The sequence below is a fragment of the Pseudomonas sp. VE 267-6A genome (assembly GCF_024126555.1).
GTDB lineage: Bacteria > Pseudomonadota > Gammaproteobacteria > Pseudomonadales > Pseudomonadaceae > Aquipseudomonas > Aquipseudomonas palmensis.
The window spans coordinates 1-16,808 of record NZ_JAMYBY010000034.1 but is presented as its reverse complement, the minus strand read 5'-3'; the positions used below and the strand labels follow the sequence as shown (position 1 = coordinate 16,808).

General features: G+C 65.7%; 13 protein-coding genes. 12 read left to right on the top strand and 1 reads right to left on the bottom strand.

From position 1 onward, the window contains the following. Positions 1-66: 66 nt before the first annotated feature. Complete coding sequence (locus NJH59_RS25195) at positions 67-507, bottom strand: heme-binding protein (protein WP_054915601.1); 441 nt, start codon at positions 505-507, stop codon at positions 67-69. Between the two features lie 257 nt (positions 508-764). On the opposite strand from NJH59_RS25195, the gene gcl reads away from it, so the two are divergent. The 12 genes from gcl to NJH59_RS25135 all read left to right on the top strand — a co-directional run bounded on the left by gcl (position 765) and on the right by NJH59_RS25135 (position 16,736). Continuing rightward, positions 765-2,540: a glyoxylate carboligase gene (gene gcl, locus NJH59_RS25190; RefSeq protein WP_043859896.1), complete on the top strand. Its 1,776-nt coding sequence runs from the start codon at positions 765-767 to the stop codon at positions 2,538-2,540. 57 nt (positions 2,541-2,597) lie between these two features. After that, on the top strand, positions 2,598-3,380 hold the full coding sequence (gene hyi / locus NJH59_RS25185; RefSeq protein WP_054915603.1) for a hydroxypyruvate isomerase: 783 nt from the start codon (positions 2,598-2,600) through the stop codon (positions 3,378-3,380). A gap of 132 nt (positions 3,381-3,512) precedes the next feature. Next, positions 3,513-4,406 (top strand): 2-hydroxy-3-oxopropionate reductase, encoded by an 894-nt coding sequence (locus NJH59_RS25180; protein ID WP_054915604.1) that lies wholly within the window; start codon positions 3,513-3,515, stop codon positions 4,404-4,406. A gap of 183 nt (positions 4,407-4,589) precedes the next feature. After that, a complete protein-coding gene (locus tag NJH59_RS25175; RefSeq protein WP_100634360.1) occupies positions 4,590-5,870 on the top strand; it encodes a glycerate kinase in 1,281 nt (426 codons plus the stop codon). Then, positions 5,860-7,275, top strand: coding sequence for a pyruvate kinase (gene pyk, locus NJH59_RS25170; RefSeq protein WP_253087450.1), 1,416 nt, complete (start codon positions 5,860-5,862; stop codon positions 7,273-7,275). The genes NJH59_RS25175 and pyk overlap by 11 nt, the downstream gene beginning before the upstream one ends. Positions 7,276-7,444: 169 nt before the next feature. Then, positions 7,445-8,323: an urea transporter gene (locus NJH59_RS25165; protein ID WP_058542041.1), complete on the top strand. Its 879-nt coding sequence runs from the start codon at positions 7,445-7,447 to the stop codon at positions 8,321-8,323. A 31-nt stretch (positions 8,324-8,354) separates the two neighbouring features. After that, a complete protein-coding gene (locus NJH59_RS25160; RefSeq protein WP_043859890.1) occupies positions 8,355-9,179 on the top strand; it encodes an ion transporter in 825 nt (274 codons plus the stop codon). A gap of 92 nt (positions 9,180-9,271) precedes the next feature. After that, positions 9,272-10,273 (top strand): sulfate ABC transporter substrate-binding protein, encoded by a 1,002-nt coding sequence (locus tag NJH59_RS25155; RefSeq protein WP_043859889.1) that lies wholly within the window; start codon positions 9,272-9,274, stop codon positions 10,271-10,273. 238 nt (positions 10,274-10,511) lie between these two features. Beyond that, the gene (locus tag NJH59_RS25150; RefSeq protein WP_043859888.1) at positions 10,512-12,551 is read left to right on the top strand and encodes a mechanosensitive ion channel domain-containing protein; all 2,040 of its coding nucleotides are present in this window, start codon (positions 10,512-10,514) and stop codon (positions 12,549-12,551) included. 54 nt (positions 12,552-12,605) lie between these two features. Then, the gene (locus tag NJH59_RS25145; RefSeq protein WP_043859887.1) at positions 12,606-12,992 is read left to right on the top strand and encodes a DUF2946 domain-containing protein; all 387 of its coding nucleotides are present in this window, start codon (positions 12,606-12,608) and stop codon (positions 12,990-12,992) included. Between the two features lie 90 nt (positions 12,993-13,082). Continuing rightward, complete coding sequence (locus NJH59_RS25140; RefSeq protein WP_043859886.1) at positions 13,083-15,236, top strand: TonB-dependent receptor; 2,154 nt, start codon at positions 13,083-13,085, stop codon at positions 15,234-15,236. Positions 15,237-15,284: 48 nt separating this feature from the next. Beyond that, positions 15,285-16,736 (top strand): PepSY domain-containing protein, encoded by a 1,452-nt coding sequence (locus NJH59_RS25135; RefSeq protein WP_253087449.1) that lies wholly within the window; start codon positions 15,285-15,287, stop codon positions 16,734-16,736. Positions 16,737-16,808 lie beyond the last annotated feature (72 nt).

Here is a 16,808-nt window from a genome sequence, read left to right as displayed (position 1 = left end):
GTCAAGCCCGCTCCCACAAAAACACCAGTGATCTTTGTGGGAGCGGGCTTGACCCGCGATAGGGCCTTAAGCCGCTACCCCCGCATCCGCCGTCAACCCCGCCTCTTCGATCGCACTGATCGCGCACTGCTCGTCGATATCCGACGTATCACCGCTGATGCCGATCGCGCCCAGCACTGCCCCGCTCTGATCCCGAATCAGCACCCCACCCGGCGCCGGCACCACCGGGCTCTGGCCCAACCCGTTGAGCGCGGCAAAGAACGCCGGGCGCTGCTGCGCGTCCAGCGCCAGCAGGCGCGAGCCCTTGCCCAGCGCAATCGCCCCCCACGCCTTGCCCATCGCCACCTGCGGACGCAGCAGGCTGGCGCCGTCCTCGCGCTGCAGGGTCAGCAGATGCCCACCGGCATCGAGCACCACCACGGTCAGCGGCGCCGCCGAAATCCTGCGGCCGGCCGCCAGCGCGCCATTCACCAGGCTCACCGCTACTTTCAAGCTCAGAACGTTCATCCAAAGGTCCTCTTGTTGTTAGAAGCCCACGTGGGCAAGTGAAAAACCAATACAACAAATAGAACACAATGAAGAATATTTTTGTATACAATAATTCACTCCATCCGACCAAAACCCGTCACAACCCCTTTTTTACGGGGTAACGACGAAAGCACCCGGTGGCGGATGAAAATGGATTGACCAGAGTCGCCTGCCGTGAATACACTCTGTCGAAAAGCAATTTGTATACAATTACAAAATCTAAGAGGCACAAAACCATGAGCAAAATGAGAGCAATCGATGCAGCCGTGCTGGTCATGCGCCGTGAAGGCGTCGACACCGCATTCGGCATCCCGGGCGCCGCGATCAACCCGCTGTATTCGGCCCTGAAGAAAGTCGGCGGCATCGATCACGTCCTTGCTCGTCACGTGGAAGGTGCCTCGCACATGGCCGAGGGCTACACCCGTACCAAGGCCGGCAACATCGGCGTGTGCATCGGCACCTCCGGCCCTGCCGGCACCGACATGGTCACCGGCCTGTACAGCGCCTCGGCCGACTCCATCCCGATCCTGTGCATCACCGGCCAGGCGCCCCGCTCGCGCCTGCACAAGGAAGACTTCCAGGCCGTCGACATCACCAGCATCGTCAAGCCGGTCACCAAGTGGGCCACCACCGTGCTCGAACCTGGCCAGGTGCCGTATGCGTTCCAGAAAGCCTTCTATGAAATGCGCACCGGCCGTCCTGGCCCGGTACTGATCGACCTGCCGTTCGACGTGCAGATGGCCGAGATCGAATTCGACATCGACGCCTACCAGCCGCTGCCGGTGAGCAAGCCGTCGGCCAACCGCGTGCAGGTCGAGAAGGCCCTGGCCATGCTCGACTCCGCCGAGCGTCCGCTGCTGGTGGCCGGTGGCGGCATCATCAACGCCGATGCCAGCGACAAGCTGGTGGAATTCGCCGAACTCACCGGTATCCCGGTCATTCCGACCCTGATGGGCTGGGGCACCATCCCTGACGACCACCCGCTGATGGTGGGCATGGTCGGCCTGCAGACCTCGCACCGCTACGGCAACGCGACCATGCTCAAGTCGGACGTGGTGCTGGGCATCGGCAACCGCTGGGCCAACCGCCATACCGGCTCGGTGGATGTGTACACCGAAGGCCGTCGCTTCATTCACGTCGACATCGAACCGACCCAGATCGGCCGCGTGTTCACCCCGGACCTGGGTATCGTGTCCGACGCCGGCGCCGCACTGGACGTGTTCCTGGAAGTGGCCCGCGAGTGGAAAGCCGCCGGCAAGCTCAAGGACCGTGGCGAGTGGCTCAAGGACTGCCAGCAGCGCAAGGCCAGCCTGCACCGCAAGACCCACTTCGACAACGTGCCGGTCAAGCCGCAGCGCGTGTACCAGGAAATGAACCAGGTGTTCGGCAAGGACACCTGCTACGTCAGCACCATCGGCCTGTCGCAGATCGCCGGTGCGCAGTTCCTGCACGTGTACAAGCCGCGTCACTGGATCAACTGCGGCCAGGCCGGCCCGCTGGGCTGGACCATTCCTGCGGCACTGGGCGTGGTCAAGGCCGACCCGTCGCGCAAGGTCGTGGCACTGTCGGGCGACTATGACTTCCAGTTCATGATCGAAGAGCTGGCGGTGGGCGCGCAGTTCAACCTGCCGTACATCCACGTGGTGGTGAACAACTCCTACCTGGGGCTGATCCGCCAGGCCCAACGCGGCTTCGAGATGGATTACTGTGTACAGCTGGCGTTCGAGAACCTCAACGCCCCGGAACTGAACGGCTACGGCGTGGACCACGTCGCGGTTGTAGAAGGTCTGGGTTGCAAGGCACTGCGCGTGTTCAAGCCGGAAGAAATCCAGCCGGCCCTGCGCAAGGCCCAGCAGATGGCCGAAGAGTTCAAGGTGCCGGTCGTGGTCGAGGTGATCCTCGAGCGCGTGACCAATATTTCCATGGGTACCGAAATCAACGCGGTCAACGAATTCGAAGACCTGGCGCTGGTCGGCAACGACGCGCCAACCGCGATCTCGCTGCTCGACTGACTGTTGTAGCGGCCCTGCTGCCCCGCGCACAGGGCCCACTTTTGCAAGGAGACAACCATGCCTCGTTTCGCCGCCAACCTGTCCATGCTGTTCACCGAGCAGGACTTTCTCGCCCGTTTCAAGGCTGCTGCCGACGCCGGCTTCAGCGGGGTCGAGTACCTCTTCCCGTACGATTTCAGCTCGGCTGAAATCAAGCAGCACCTGGACAGCAACGGCCTGACCCAGGTGCTGTTCAACCTGCCGGCCGGCGACTGGGCCAAGGGTGATCGCGGCATCGCCTGCGACCCGTCCCGTGTCGAGGAATTCCGTGCCGGCGTGGACCTGGCCATTGCCTACGCCCAGGTACTGGGCAACACCCAGGTCAACTGCCTGGCCGGCATTCGCCCACAAGGCCCGGACTGCGCCACGGTGCGCAAGACCTTCGTCGACAACCTGAAGTTCGCCGCCGACAAGCTGCAGGCAGCAGGCATCAAGCTGGTGATGGAGATGATCAACACCCGCGACATCCCGGGCTTCTACCTGAACACCACCAAGCAGGCGCTGGAGATCCAGGCCGAAGTGGGCAGCACCAACCTGTTCCTGCAGTACGACATCTACCACATGCAGATCATGGAAGGTGACCTGGCCCGCACGATGGAAGGCAACCTGGCCAAGATCAACCACATCCAGCTGGCCGACAACCCGGGCCGCAACGAGCCGGGCACCGGCGAGATCAACTACCGCTTCCTGTTCGAGCACCTGGACCGTATCGGCTACCAGGGCTGGGTAGGCTGCGAATACAAGCCGCTGACCACCACCGAAGCGGGCCTTGGCTGGCTCAAGACCCACAACGCGATCTAATCATCTTTCTGCCGGGACGCATTTCCTGTGGGAGCGGGCCTGACCCGCGATGCGATAGCGCGTTCACCGCCGCTATCGCGGGTCAAGCCCGCTCCCACAGGGTCCCCACAACAAATACAAGAGGCAACTCTCATGGCTAAAATCGGATTCATCGGCACCGGCATCATGGGCCTTCCAATGGCTCAGAACCTGCAGAAGGCAGGTCACAGCCTGTTCCTTTCCTCGCACCACGGCGCCGCGCCGAGCGACCTGATCGCCGCCGGCGGCGTGGCCCTGGCCAACCCCAAGGAAGTGGCCCAGGAAGCCGAATTCATCATCGTCATGGTGCCGGACACCCCCCAGGTCGAAGCCGTGCTGTTCGGTGAAAACGGCGTGGCCCAGGGCATTGGCCCGAACAAGGTGGTGATCGACATGAGCTCGATCTCCCCTACCGCCACCAAAGCCTTCGCCGAGAAGATCAAGGCCACCGGCGCCACCTACCTCGACGCCCCAGTGTCCGGTGGTGAAGTCGGCGCCAAGGCCGCGACCCTGAGCATCATGGTCGGCGGTTGCCCCAAAGCCTTCGAACGTGCCCAGCCGCTGTTCCAGGCCATGGGCAAGAACATCACCCACGTGGGTGGCAGTGGTGACGGCCAGACCGCCAAGGTCGCCAACCAGATCATCGTGGCCCTGAACATCCAGGCCGTTGCCGAAGCCCTGCTGTTCGCCGCCAAGAACGGCGCCGACCCGGCCAAGGTGCGCGAAGCGCTGATGGGCGGCTTTGCCTCCTCGAAAATCCTCGAAGTGCACGGCGAGCGCATGATCAAGGGCACCTTCGACCCGGGCTTTCGCATCAGCCTGCACCAGAAGGACCTGAACCTGGCCCTGCAGGGTGCCAAGGAGCTGAACATCAACCTGCCCAACACCGCCAATGCCCAACAGGTGTTCAGCACCTGCGCGGCCATCGGTGGCGCCAACTGGGACCACTCGGCGCTGGTCAAGGGCCTTGAGCACATGGCCAACTTCTCGATCCGCGGCGACAAGTAAGCGTCAAGCGGCAGGTTTCATGCGGCAAGACCGGCAGACCGCGCATCGGTCCGCTGTCTCTTGCAGCTTGTAGCCTGAAGCTTGCCGCGCTAAAGAGCACCACCCGCCCTTGGGCCCGTCTGCACGGAGGCAGGCCCAGGGGCGTTTTCGATTCTGCAAAACAATAAGATTTGGGAGCCTGCCATGTCGGTCGATCCGCAACACTTTCTGCGCGAGCTGTTCGCCACGGCCATCGATGCCGCGCATCCACGCCAGGTGCTCGAAGCCCACCTGCCCAGCGACCGCAGCGGCCGCGTCATCGTCATCGGCGCCGGCAAGGCCGCCGCCGCCATGGCCGAAGTGGTCGAGCGCAGCTGGCAGGGCGAGGTCTCGGGCCTGGTCGTGACCCGCTACGGCCACGGCGCCAGCTGCAGCAAGATCGAAGTGGTCGAAGCCGCTCACCCGGTACCGGACGCCGCCGGCCTGGCCGTGGCCAAGCGTGTGCTGGCGATGGTCAGCAACCTCAGCGCCGACGACAGGGTGATCTTCCTGCTCTCCGGCGGAGGTTCCGCCCTGCTGGCCCTGCCCGCCGAAGGCCTGACCCTGGCCGACAAGCAGCAGGTCAACAAGGCCCTGCTCAAATCCGGCGCCACCATCGGCGAGATGAACTGCGTGCGCAAGCACCTCTCGGCGATCAAGGGCGGCCGCCTGGCCAAGGCCTGCTGGCCGGCCACGGTGTACACCTACGCGATTTCCGACGTACCCGGCGACCTCGCCACCGTGATCGCCTCCGGCCCCACCGTGGCCGACCCGAGCACCTCGGCCGAAGCGCTGGCGATCCTCAAGCGCTACAACATCCAGGCCCCGGCCGCCGTCACCGCGTGGCTGAACAACCCGGCCTCCGAAACCGTCAAGGCCGATGACCCGGCCCTGGCCCGCAGCCACTTCCAGCTGATCGCCCGCCCCCAGCAGTCGCTGGAGGCCGCTGCGGTAAAGGCGCGCCAGGCCGGCTTCAGCCCGCTGATCCTGGGTGACCTGGAGGGTGAGTCGCGTGAAGTGGCCAAGGTGCATGCCGGCATCGCGCGCCAGATCGTGCAGCACGGCCAGCCACTGGCGGCGCCCTGCGTGATCCTGTCGGGCGGCGAAACCACCGTCACCGTGCGCGGCAATGGCCGCGGCGGGCGCAACGCCGAGTTCCTGCTCAGTCTCACCGAAAGCCTCAAGGGGTTGCCCGGCGTGTACGCACTGGCCGGTGACACCGACGGCATCGACGGCTCCGAAGACAACGCCGGGGCCTTCATGACCCCCGACAGCTATGCGCGTGCCCAGGCCCAGGGCCTGTCGGCGGCGGACGAGCTGGACAACAACAATGGCTACGGTTACTTCGCCGCGCTCGACGCCTTGATCGTTACCGAGCCCACGCGCACCAACGTCAACGATTTTCGCGCCATCCTGATTCTCGAGACCGCACAACATGACGCCTGACAAGAAAGTCAAAATCCTCGCCACCCTCGGCCCCGCGACCAAAGGCATCGACGACATCCGTCAGCTGGTCGAAGCCGGGGTGAACATCTTTCGCCTGAACTTCAGCCACGGCGAGCACGCCGACCACGCCATGCGTTTCGAATGGATCCGCGAAGTGGAGCGCCAGCTCAACTACCCGCTGGGCATCCTCATGGACCTGCAGGGCCCCAAGCTGCGTGTCGGGCGTTTTGCCGAAGGCAAGGTGCAACTGCAACGCGGCCAGGCCCTGCGCCTGGACATGGATGCCACACCGGGCGATGCACAGCGGGTCAACCTGCCCCACCCGGAGATCATCGCCGCGCTGGAGCCGGGCATGGACCTGCTGCTCGATGACGGCAAACTGCGCCTGCGCGTGACCGCCAAGCACGCCGACGCCATCGACACCGAGGTGCTCAACGGCGGCGAACTGTCCGACCGCAAGGGCGTGAACGTGCCCCAGGCGCTGCTCGAGCTCAGCCCGCTGACCGAAAAGGACCGTCGCGACCTGACCTTCGGCCTGGAACTGGGCGTGGACTGGGTGGCCCTGTCGTTCGTGCAGCGCCCTGAAGACATCATCGAGGCGCGCCAGCTGATCGGCGACCGGGCCTACCTGATGGCCAAGATCGAGAAGCCCTCGGCGGTCACGCAACTGCGCGAGATTGCCCAGTTGAGCGACGCGATCATGGTCGCCCGTGGCGACCTGGGCGTGGAAGTGCCGGCCGAAAGCGTGCCGCAGATCCAGCAGCGCATCATCACCACCTGCCGCCAGCTGGGCCGCCCGGTGGTGGTGGCCACGCAGATGCTCGAGTCGATGCGCTTCAGCCCGGCCCCGACCCGCGCCGAGGTCACCGACGTGGCCAACGCCGTGGCCGAGGGCGCCGATGCGGTGATGCTGTCGGCCGAGACCGCCTCGGGCGACTACCCGCTCGAAGCGGTGCAGATGATGAGCAAGATCATCCGCCAGGTCGAAAGCGGCCCGGACTACCAGGCCCAGCTGGACGTGGGCCGGCCACAGGCCGAGGCCACGGTGTCGGATGCGATCAGCTGCGCGATCCGTCGCATCAGCGGCATCCTGCCGGTGGCGGTGCTGGTGAACTACAGCGAGTCGGGCAACTCGACCCTGCGCGCAGCGCGTGAACGGCCGCGTGCACCGATCCTCAACCTGACCCCCAACCTCAACACCGCACGGCGCCTGAGCGTGGCCTGGGGCGTGCATTCGGTGGTCAACGATCGGTTGCGCCAGGTAGACGAAGTGGTGTCCACGGCACTGGAGATTGCCCAGGCCCAGGGCATGGCCAGCCGTGGCGACATCCTGTTGATCACTGCCGGTGTGCCTTTTGGCAAGCCGGGGTCGACCAATACGCTGCGGATCGAAACCCTGCTCTGATTTGATTGGGGCGGCTGCGCCGCCCATCGCGGGTCAAGCCCGCTCCCACAAGGATCACATCGGCCCTTGTGGGAGCGGGCTTGACCCGCGATGGGCGCACTGACACACCACACCGTGGGACAACATAGCCCGAAGAGGCGCCCCACTCCACCCACCCTGACCCACTGCCATGTACACCAAGAACTTCGTCAACCCGTGCCCCGACTGGGCCACCGCCTTGCTCAACGGTTTCAGTCAGGTGCTGCTGCAGCGCAACCCGCTGTGCGGCCTGCTGTGCCTGCTGGCCATCCTGATCACCGCCCCCGAACTCATCGGCGGTGCGCTGCTGGGCGCCCTTGCCGGGCTGCTCACCGCGCAGCGCCGCGGCTACAACCGCGCCGACCGCCAGGCCGGCCTGTACAGCTACAACGGCGTGCTGCTGGGCCTGCTGCTCAGCCACGCACTGCCCTGGTCGGCCCTGCTGCCCCCGCTGATCATCGCCGCTGCGGGCCTGAGCAGCATGCTGGTGCACCAGTGGCTCAAGCGCAAAAGCCCCCGCCTGCTGCCCGCCTACACCGCGCCCTTCGTGCTGATCGGCTGGGCGGTACTGGCGCTGGCCGAGCCTTCCAGCGCCGGCTACGCCCCGGTCGCGGCCAACCCGCTGTTCGCCCTGGGCCGCGGCCTGGGCCAGATCTTCCTGCTCGACCAGCCGCTGGCTGGCCTGCTGATTGCCCTGGGCCTGCTGATCGCCAACCGCTACGCCGCCGCCTGGGCGCTACTGGGCGCCGCCCTGGGCGGCAGCGTGGCGCTGCTCGGTGGCGAGGCCGGCGCCGGCTACTACGGCCTGTACGGTTTCAATGCGGCGCTGGCCGCGCTGGCCTTCAGCCAGACCCGCGCACAACCCTGGCGGCCGTTGCTGGCCATCGTTCTGGCCATCGTGCTGCAACCGCTGCTGGGCCTGTTGCCGGTGCCGGGCCTGACCGCGCCGTTCATCCTCGCCTGCTGGCTGCTGCAACTGGGTACCGCTGCCCGACGTCGCCCGCTTGCACAGCTGCGGGCCAGCCCCTAGGCTCTGCTCCATCTTGTAATGGAAAGCGCCCATGAGCACCCCTTCGAGCTGGCGCGAGCGGCTCTACGTCATCGTCTTTCAAGCCGACACCGTGGCCGGCCGGCGCTTCGACAGCATTCTGCTGCTGATCATCCTGGCCAGCCTGATCACCGTCATCCTCGACAGCATCGACGAGGTCCACCAGGGCTACGCCGGGCTGCTGGCCTGGATCGAGTGGGGCTTTACCGCCATCTTCCTGGCCGAATACCTCACCCGCCTGTACTGTTCGCCCAAGCCGCTGCGCTATGCCTTCAGCTTCTACGGGCTGGTGGACCTGCTGGCGATCGTGCCGGGCATCATCGCCATCTACTACAGTGACGCGCAGTACCTGCTGATCATCCGCGTGATCCGCATGCTGCGCATCTTCCGCGTGCTCAAGCTCGGCCCGTACCTCAAGCAGGCCAACTACCTGATGTCGGCGCTGCGCGGCAGCAAGCAGAAGATCATCGTGTTCCTGGTCAGCGTGTCGACCCTGGTCACGGTGTTCGGCACCCTGATGTACGTGGTCGAAGGCCCGGAACACGGCTTCACCAGCATCCCCAAGGGCATCTACTGGGCCATCGTGACCCTGACCACCGTGGGCTTTGGCGACATCGTGCCCAAGACCCCGCTGGGCCAGGTGATTTCCTCGCTGGTGATGATCACCGGCTATTCGATCATCGCCGTGCCCACCGGCATCTTCACTGCCGAGCTGGCCAACGCCATGCGCGGCGAGCAGCTGCAGCACGCCTGCCCCACCTGCCACAAGGGCAGCCACGAGCAGAGCGCCGCGTTCTGTTCACGCTGCGGCAATGCGCTGTTCAAGAAAATGGAATAACCACAGCACTTTTTAATCTTTAAGCGACTAAGGCCGAGCCGCTATAGTCGCTGGCATAATGCCTTTCTCCCAACTCGAACAAGGAATGCGCAGTGAAAAAACTCTTTGGTGCCTCGCTTCTGGCCGCAGGCCTGGCCCTGGGCAACCTCGCCCAGGCCGCCCCGACCACCCTGCTCAACGTCTCCTACGACGTGATGCGCGACTTCTACAAGGACTACAACGCCGCGTTCCAGAAGCACTGGGAAGCCGAGCACAAAGAGAAGATCAACGTGCAGATGTCCTTCGGCGGTTCGAGCAAGCAGGCGCGCTCGGTGATCGACGGCCTACCTGCCGACGTCATCACCATGAACATGGCCACCGACATCAATGCCCTGGCCGACAACGGCAAACTGGTGCCGGACAACTGGGTCACCCGCCTGCCCAACAACAGCGCGCCCTTCACCTCCGCCACCGTGTTCATCGTGCGCAAGGGCAACCCCAAGGCCCTGAAGGACTGGCCCGACCTGCTCAAGGACGGCGTACAGGTGATCGTGCCCAACCCCAAGACCTCGGGCAACGGCCGCTACACCTACCTGTCGGCATGGGGCTATGTGCTCAAGAACGGCGGTGACGAGAACAAGGCCAAGGACTTCGTCGGCAAGCTGTTCAAGCAGGCACCGGTGCTCGATACCGGTGGCCGTGCCGCGACCACCACCTTCATGACCAACCAGATCGGCGACGTGCTGGTGACCTTCGAGAACGAAGCCGAGATGATCGCGCGCGAATTCGGTCGCGACCAGTTCGAGGTGATCTACCCGAGCGTGTCGGCCGAAGCCGAGCCGCCGGTGAGCGTGGTCGACAAGGTGGTGGACAAGAAGAAAAGCCGTGCCACCGCCGAGGAGTACCTGAAGTACCTGTGGTCGCCTGAAGCCCAGGAAATTGCCGCCAACAACTACCTGCGCCCACGCGACGCGACCGTGCTGGCCAAGTACACCGACCGCTTCCCCAAAGTCGACTTCCTGTCGGTGGAAAAGACCTTCGGTGACTGGCGCACCGTGCAGAAGACCCACTTCAACGACGGCGGGATCTTCGACCAGATCTACACCGGGCAGTAAGGCCGGGTGACGAATCCGGGGCCTGTGACGGGCCCCGGATTTTTTGTGGCCGGCGTTCGGGCCTGTCGCGGTTCAAGCCCGCTGCCACAAGGTGATGTGCCGATTTCAAGGGCGATGTCGCACCTGTGGGAGCGGGCTTGACCCGCGATGAATTCACCTCGGTTTCGAACTTGCCCGGCAAATACCGATCAGTTCCTTGGACTACCCTTTCCGTCATTCACGGCTCAAGGAGTGCCCAGTGACCCGATTGCTCACCCTGCTGCTCGGTTGCCTGCTCAGCACGCAACTGCTCGCCGCCAGCCTCATCCCCGGCACCGACAGCGCCGAAACCGCCGAAAAAGCCCCGGAACCCGTGGTTCAGGGCGGCCTGCTCGGCGCGCTGGCCAACAGCCTCGACAGCGTCACCCAGGAAATCGACGTCGACGGTCACCTGGTCGACGCCTGGCGCCTGCGCGCCAATCGCGCCAGCAAGGAGGCCAACCAGCTGGTCGACCGCCACGCCGAAGACTCCTTCGACCTGCTGGTGGACTTTGCCCTGCTCAGCCTCACCTGGCTGGTGGTGTTCGGCGTGCTCACCAGCCTGGGCCGCGTGCTGTCCCACCACATCAATCGCAGGCGCCCGCTGCGCGAACGTCCGCGGTTGCAGAAACTGCTCGGCTACCTGCTGCCCTACACCCTGCCGGCCCTGGCCAGCCTGCCCGCCACCCTCTACGCCAGCACGCGCCTGCTCGACCCCTCTATCGGCCGCGCGCTGGGCCTGAGCCTGGCCTACGCCACCAGCAGCGGCCTGTTCTCGACGTCGATCATCCTGTGCCTGATCACCGTGTTCGACACCGGCCACAAGCGCACCGCCGTGCGCATCATCCGCAAGATCGCGCCACGCCCGTTGTTCATGATCGGCTTTCTCGCCGCCTGGGCCGACGCCCTGACCAGCCCGCAGATCACCCGCCAGATCGGTGGCAACCTCACCAGCAGCATCGCGGTGATCACCGGCCTGCTGGCCACCTTCGCCTTCGCCGCGCTGGTGATCCGCCTGCGCCGCCCGGTGGCCCACCTGATCCGCAACCGCGACCTGCACGACCGCCTGCAACACCGCGCCCTGCAGGAAACCCTGCGGATCTTTTCGTGGCTGTGGTACCTGCCGATCCTGATGATGATCCTGGTATCGGCGATCAACCTGATCGGCGCCGGCGAAGAAAGCCAGAAGGCCCTGCAAAAGGCCCTGCTGACCACGGTGCTGCTGGTGGGCACGGTGTTCCTGAGCACGGTGCTGCAGCACCTGTTCAAGTCCCGCGAGGTCGACCCCGGCCAGCGTCTTCGCCCCTACAAGGAACTGGTGCGCAACCTCGCCCACGCGCTGCTGCGCATCGGCATGGCCATCGCCTTCATCGAGCTGCTGGGGCGCATCTGGGGCTTTTCGGTGCTCGAATTCGCCGTGCGCAACAGCCTGGGCCGGGCAATCAGCGATTCGCTGAGCAGCATCGGGTTGATCTTGCTGGTCACCTGGCTGCTGTGGGTGGTGATCGACACCGCCATCCAGGAAGCCCTCAAGCCCAGCGCCGGCCGGCGCGCTTCGCGCCAGCCCAGCACACGGGTGCGCACCATCCTGCCGATGCTGCGCAACGCGGTGAAGATCGTGCTGGTGGTGATCTGCACCATCACCACCATGGCCAACCTGGGCATCAACGTGGCGCCGCTGCTGGCCGGTGCCGGGGTGGTCGGCCTGGCCATCGGTTTCGGTTCGCAGCAGCTGGTACAGGACGTGATCACCGGCCTGTTCATCCTGATCGAGGACACCATCGCCATCGGCGACTGGGTGGTGCTCGACTCAGGCCACGCCGGCACCGTCGAGAGCCTGACCATCCGCACCCTGCGCCTGCGCGACGGCAAGGGCTTCGTGCACTCGGTACCGTTCGGCCAGATCAAGGCCGTCACCAACCAGTCGCGCCAGTTCGCCTATGCATTCTTCTCGGTGCAGTTCAGCTACCAGACCGATGTCGACAGCGCCCTGCACCTGATCCGCGAGGTGGGCCAGTCGATCAGCGAGGACCCGGTGCTGCGCCACAGCCTGCAAGGGCCGCTGCAGGTGTTCGGGGTGGACGCCATGAACCTCAACGGCATCACCCTCACCGCCCAGTTCCGCACCACCTCGGGCGGGCAGTACGCGGTGAACCGGGCGTTCAACGAACGCCTGAAAAAGCGCGTGGACCAGACCGACGACGTGAGCTTCGCGCAGTATTACCCGCAGCCGGCCCACGTACGCGACGAAACGGTGTAGACACTGCGGCGTTCAACCTTCCCGGCATGGGAAGGTGGTGCTAAAGTCGCCGCCATGAAATTTACCCGTGCCGACCGCTCGCTGATTGCCTGGACGCTGTACTTCAGCGTCCTGTTCAATCTGTTCGCCTGCGGTATCGGCCACGGGCAGATGATGGGCCTGCAGCTCAACGGCATCGGCGGAGCCTTCTGCTCGGCCATGGGCACCCCGGGCCCGACCCTCAAGACCGATTACAGCGACGCCTCCATCGCCGGCTGGGACAGCCTGCAAACCTGCCCGGTGTGTGCCGCGGCCGTGGTGTGCCTGGCCCTGAGCCTGGTGATCGGCTGGCTGCTGGCGTTCACCCGCACGCGCCGCTACCACCGCGAACTGCGCAGCAAGGCGCCACCTCGCTACTGCTGGCCCTCGGCCAACCCGCGCGCCTCCCCCCTGCTGGCCTGATCCAACCCGGCAGCCTTGCCGCTGCCCGTACCGGCACACGCCTGCGCCACTGCGCGGGGGTGCCGTTGGCTCACCTGCAGAGTTCGCTCAATGACCCCTTTCCCACGTTTGCAGGGCTGCACTGCCCTGCTCTGCGCCCTGTCGCTCAACGCCGTTGCCGACGAGGCACTCGTGCTGCCCGATGTACTGGTCAGCGACCGGCCGATTCCGGTGGACGGCGTTTTGCTCGACACCCCCTCGCAAACCGGTTCGCGCCTGGGCCTCACGCCCCGCGAAACCCCGGCCTCGATCAGCATCGTCAACCGCCAGCAAATCGAACAGCGCGGCGCCAGGACCACCCAGGACATGCTCGCCGGCGTACCCGGCCTGAACGCCGCCTCCCCGCCCGGCTCGGCCGGCTCGGTGTCGTACCGGGGCTTTTCCGGGGCGCAGATCACCCAGCTGTTCAATGGCATCAGCGTGCAGTACGACTCGATCGCCGCACGCCCGGTCGACAGCTGGATCTATGACCGCGTCGAAGCGGTCGGCGGCCCGTCCAGCTTCCTGTTCGGCGCCGGCGCCGTAGGCGGCTCGATCAACTACATCACCAAGCTGGCCAACCGCGACGAAGACTTCAATGAAGGCCGCGTCAGCTATGGCAGCTACGACAGCAGCGAGACCTCGTTCGGCTTCAACCACGCACTCAACGACACCAACCATGCGCGCCTGGATTTCAGCCATACCCGCAGCAATGGCTACGTCGACCGCGAGGAGCGCGATGCCTGGAGCGTGGCGTTCTCGCTGCTGACCGACATCAACGACCAGCTGTCCCACACCCTGGCACTCGAATACCAGAACGAGAGCGTCGACAGCCCCTACTGGGGCAGCCCGGTGCTCAACCCGCTGGGCGGCCAGATGAAGGTCGACAAGAGCCGGCGCTTCGAGAACTACAACGTCGAGGACGGGCGCTACGAGCAGCGCGTGCGCTGGCTGCGCTCGATCACCGAGTACCGTTTCGACGACGCCACCTCGCTGCGCAATACGCTTTACCACTACAACGCCGAGCGCAACTTCCGCAATCTCGAGACCTACACCTACAACGCCGACAACAGCCGCGTGCAACGCGCCGGCAGCCTGCTGCAACGGCACGACCAGGAGCTCAACGGCAACCGCGTGGAACTGCTGCATGACGGCCAGCTGTTCGGCCTGCGCAGCCAGTGGTCGACGGGCCTGGACTACAGCCACAACGTGCAGATGACCTACCCGCGCTCGGGCACCGCTGCCGGCAGCGTCGACCCCGACCACTTCGACCCGGGACACTTCTACGACCTGCCGGGCATGTTCCCCGGCTACGAGAAGAACCGTCAGAACACGGTCGACACCTGGGCCGGCTTTTTGGAGAACCGCCTGACCCTGACCGATCGCCTGACCCTGCTGACGGGCCTGCGCCACGACAGCATCGACCTGCAGGTACGCAACTACCGCGCCGTCAACGAGGCCAACCCGGCGCAGTTCAAACGCCGCTACCAGCCCACCACCGGGCGTGTGGGCCTGGTGTTCGAGCTGACCCCGTCGGCCAACGTGTATGTGCAGTACAGCACCGCCGCCGACCCGCCCGCCGGCATGCTCACCACCGCCAGCTTCGGCCAGGTGCGCGACTTCGACCTGAGCACCGGCAAGCAGCTGGAGGTGGGCAGCAAGTTCGACTTTCTGGACGGACGCGGTTCGGCCACCGTGGCCGCCTACCGCATCGAGCGCGACAACCTGGCCACCGCCGACCCGGCCAACCCCGGCTTCACCCAGCCGGTGGGCAAGCAGTCGTCACGCGGTATCGAGGTGGCGGCGGCGCTGCGCGTCACCCCGCAACTGCTGGCCGAAGGCAACTTCGCCTATGTCGATGCGCAGTACGACGCGTTCAACGAAAACGTCGGCGGCCAGTCGTTCTCGCGCAAGGGCAACACCCCCACCAATACCCCGGACCGGGTGGCCAACCTGTGGCTGACCTACGACCTGGACCCGCAGTGGCAGGTGGGCGGCGACAGCCGCTATGTGTCGTCGGTGTACGCCGATGCGGCCAACACCCGCTACGCGCCGTCGTACACCCTGTTCGGGGCCTTCGTCGGCTACAAGGTGGATGCCGACACGCGCATCACCGCGCGGGTGCGCAACCTGACCGACGAGGTGTACGCACGCTGGACCTCGTCGAGCATGCTCTACCTGGGTGCACCGCGCACCTTCGAACTGGCGGTGCAGACCCGCTTCTGACTGGGCCGGGCCGGGGCGTTCGCGCCCCGGCCCTGATGGAGCGTTGCAATGAAGCGTTATCTGTATCTGTGGCATCGCTGGCTGGGGATCGTGACCTGCGTGTTCATGGCGCTGTGGTTCGTCTCGGGCATGGTGATGCTGTACGTGGGCTACCCCAAGCTGACCCCGCGCGAGCACCTGGCGCACCTGCCGGCGCTGTCGGCGCAGGGCTGTTGCGTCTCGCTGGGCGAGGCACTGGCGGTGGCCGATCCGCAACCTGCACGCATACGCCTGAGCAGCGTGGCCGGGCAGGCGCTTTACCTGTTCGACTATGCCAGCGGCAAGGCCCTGGCGGTGGACGCAACTAGCGGCCAGCGCATCGCCCCAACCACCCGCGAACGGGCGTTGGCCAGTGCCGGGCAATACGACCCGCATGCGCCGCTGACCTATCGCGACGCGGTGCAGGAAGACCTGTGGAGCCATTCGCGCGCACTGGATGCGCACCGGCCGCTGCATCGCGTGCAGTTGAGCGATATGGACGGCACATTGCTGTACATCAGCGGCCAGACCGGCGAAGTGGTGCGCGATGCCAGCGCCAGCGAGCGCGGCTGGAACCTGATCGGCGCCTGGCTGCACTGGCTGTATCCATTGCGCGGCATCGGCGCGGACGGGCTGTGGAGCAACCTGGTGATCTACCTGTCGCTGGCGGCCAGCGTGATGGCGCTGCTGGGCGCGGTGGTGGGGGTGATGCGCTGGCGCTTCAGCCGGCCCTACCGCAGCGGTTCGCGTTCGCCGTACAAGGGCTGGGCACGCTGGCACCATGTGGGCGGGTTGCTGTTCGGTGCCCTGGCCATCACCTGGATTTTCAGTGGGCTGATGTCGATGAACCCGTGGCGGCTGTTCAGCAGTGCGCAGCCGCTGGATACCTCGGCGTATCAGGGCGGGCCGCTGAATGCGGCGGCGTTCCCGCTGTCGGTGCCCCAGGCACTGGCGCGCTTTGCCGACCAGGGCTTCACCGCCCGCGAGCTGGAGTGGCGGCTGATCGGGGGCGCGGGGTATGTGGTGGGCCAGGACGGCGCGGGACGCACGCGGGTACTGTCGATGCACGACGGCCAGGTGCTGCAGCGTCTGCCACGGGCGGTGCTGGAGCAGGCGGCGCGGGCGATCGGGCCGGCTATGCAGGTGCAGCAGTTGGAGGCCTACGACTTCTACTACTACGCGCGGGCCGAGCAGAGCATGCTCGGGCATCTTGAAAAGCGTCTGCCGGTGCTGCGGGTGCGCTTCGACGACCCGGCGCAGACCTGGCTGCATCTGGACCTGTACACCGGTGAAGTACTGGGGCAGCTGGACCAGCCACGGCGCGCGTCACGCTGGCTGTTCGCGTTGCTGCACAGCTGGGACTGGCTACCGCTGCTGACGCGGCGGCCGTTGTGGGATGGGTGGATGATCGTGCTCAGCCTGGGTGGGCTGGTGCTGAGCGTGAGTGGTGTGGTGATGGGGTGGCGGCGTTTACGGCGCTAGCCTTCGGATCGCATCGCGGGTCAAGCCCGCTCCCACAGGGTTAGCGCCAATCCTTGTGGGAGCGGGCTTGAC

Bases quoted from the DNA above. Each gene is read 5' to 3' on its own strand.
- NJH59_RS25135 (WP_253087449.1), top strand. From the start codon at position 15,285: ATGAAGCGTTATCTGTATCTGTGGCATCGCTGGCTGGGGATCGTGACC.
- NJH59_RS25145 (WP_043859887.1), top strand. From the start codon at position 12,606: ATGAAATTTACCCGTGCCGACCGCTCGCTGATTGCCTGGACGCTGTAC.
- NJH59_RS25140 (WP_043859886.1), top strand. From the start codon at position 13,083: ATGACCCCTTTCCCACGTTTGCAGGGCTGCACTGCCCTGCTCTGCGCC.
- NJH59_RS25195 (WP_054915601.1), bottom strand. From the start codon at position 507: ATGAACGTTCTGAGCTTGAAAGTAGCGGTGAGCCTGGTGAATGGCGCG.
- NJH59_RS25160 (WP_043859890.1), top strand. From the start codon at position 8,355: ATGAGCACCCCTTCGAGCTGGCGCGAGCGGCTCTACGTCATCGTCTTT.
- NJH59_RS25175 (WP_100634360.1), top strand. From the start codon at position 4,590: ATGTCGGTCGATCCGCAACACTTTCTGCGCGAGCTGTTCGCCACGGCC.
- hyi (WP_054915603.1), top strand. From the start codon at position 2,598: ATGCCTCGTTTCGCCGCCAACCTGTCCATGCTGTTCACCGAGCAGGAC.
- NJH59_RS25180 (WP_054915604.1), top strand. From the start codon at position 3,513: ATGGCTAAAATCGGATTCATCGGCACCGGCATCATGGGCCTTCCAATG.
- NJH59_RS25165 (WP_058542041.1), top strand. From the start codon at position 7,445: ATGTACACCAAGAACTTCGTCAACCCGTGCCCCGACTGGGCCACCGCC.
- gcl (WP_043859896.1), top strand. From the start codon at position 765: ATGAGCAAAATGAGAGCAATCGATGCAGCCGTGCTGGTCATGCGCCGT.
- pyk (WP_253087450.1), top strand. From the start codon at position 5,860: ATGACGCCTGACAAGAAAGTCAAAATCCTCGCCACCCTCGGCCCCGCG.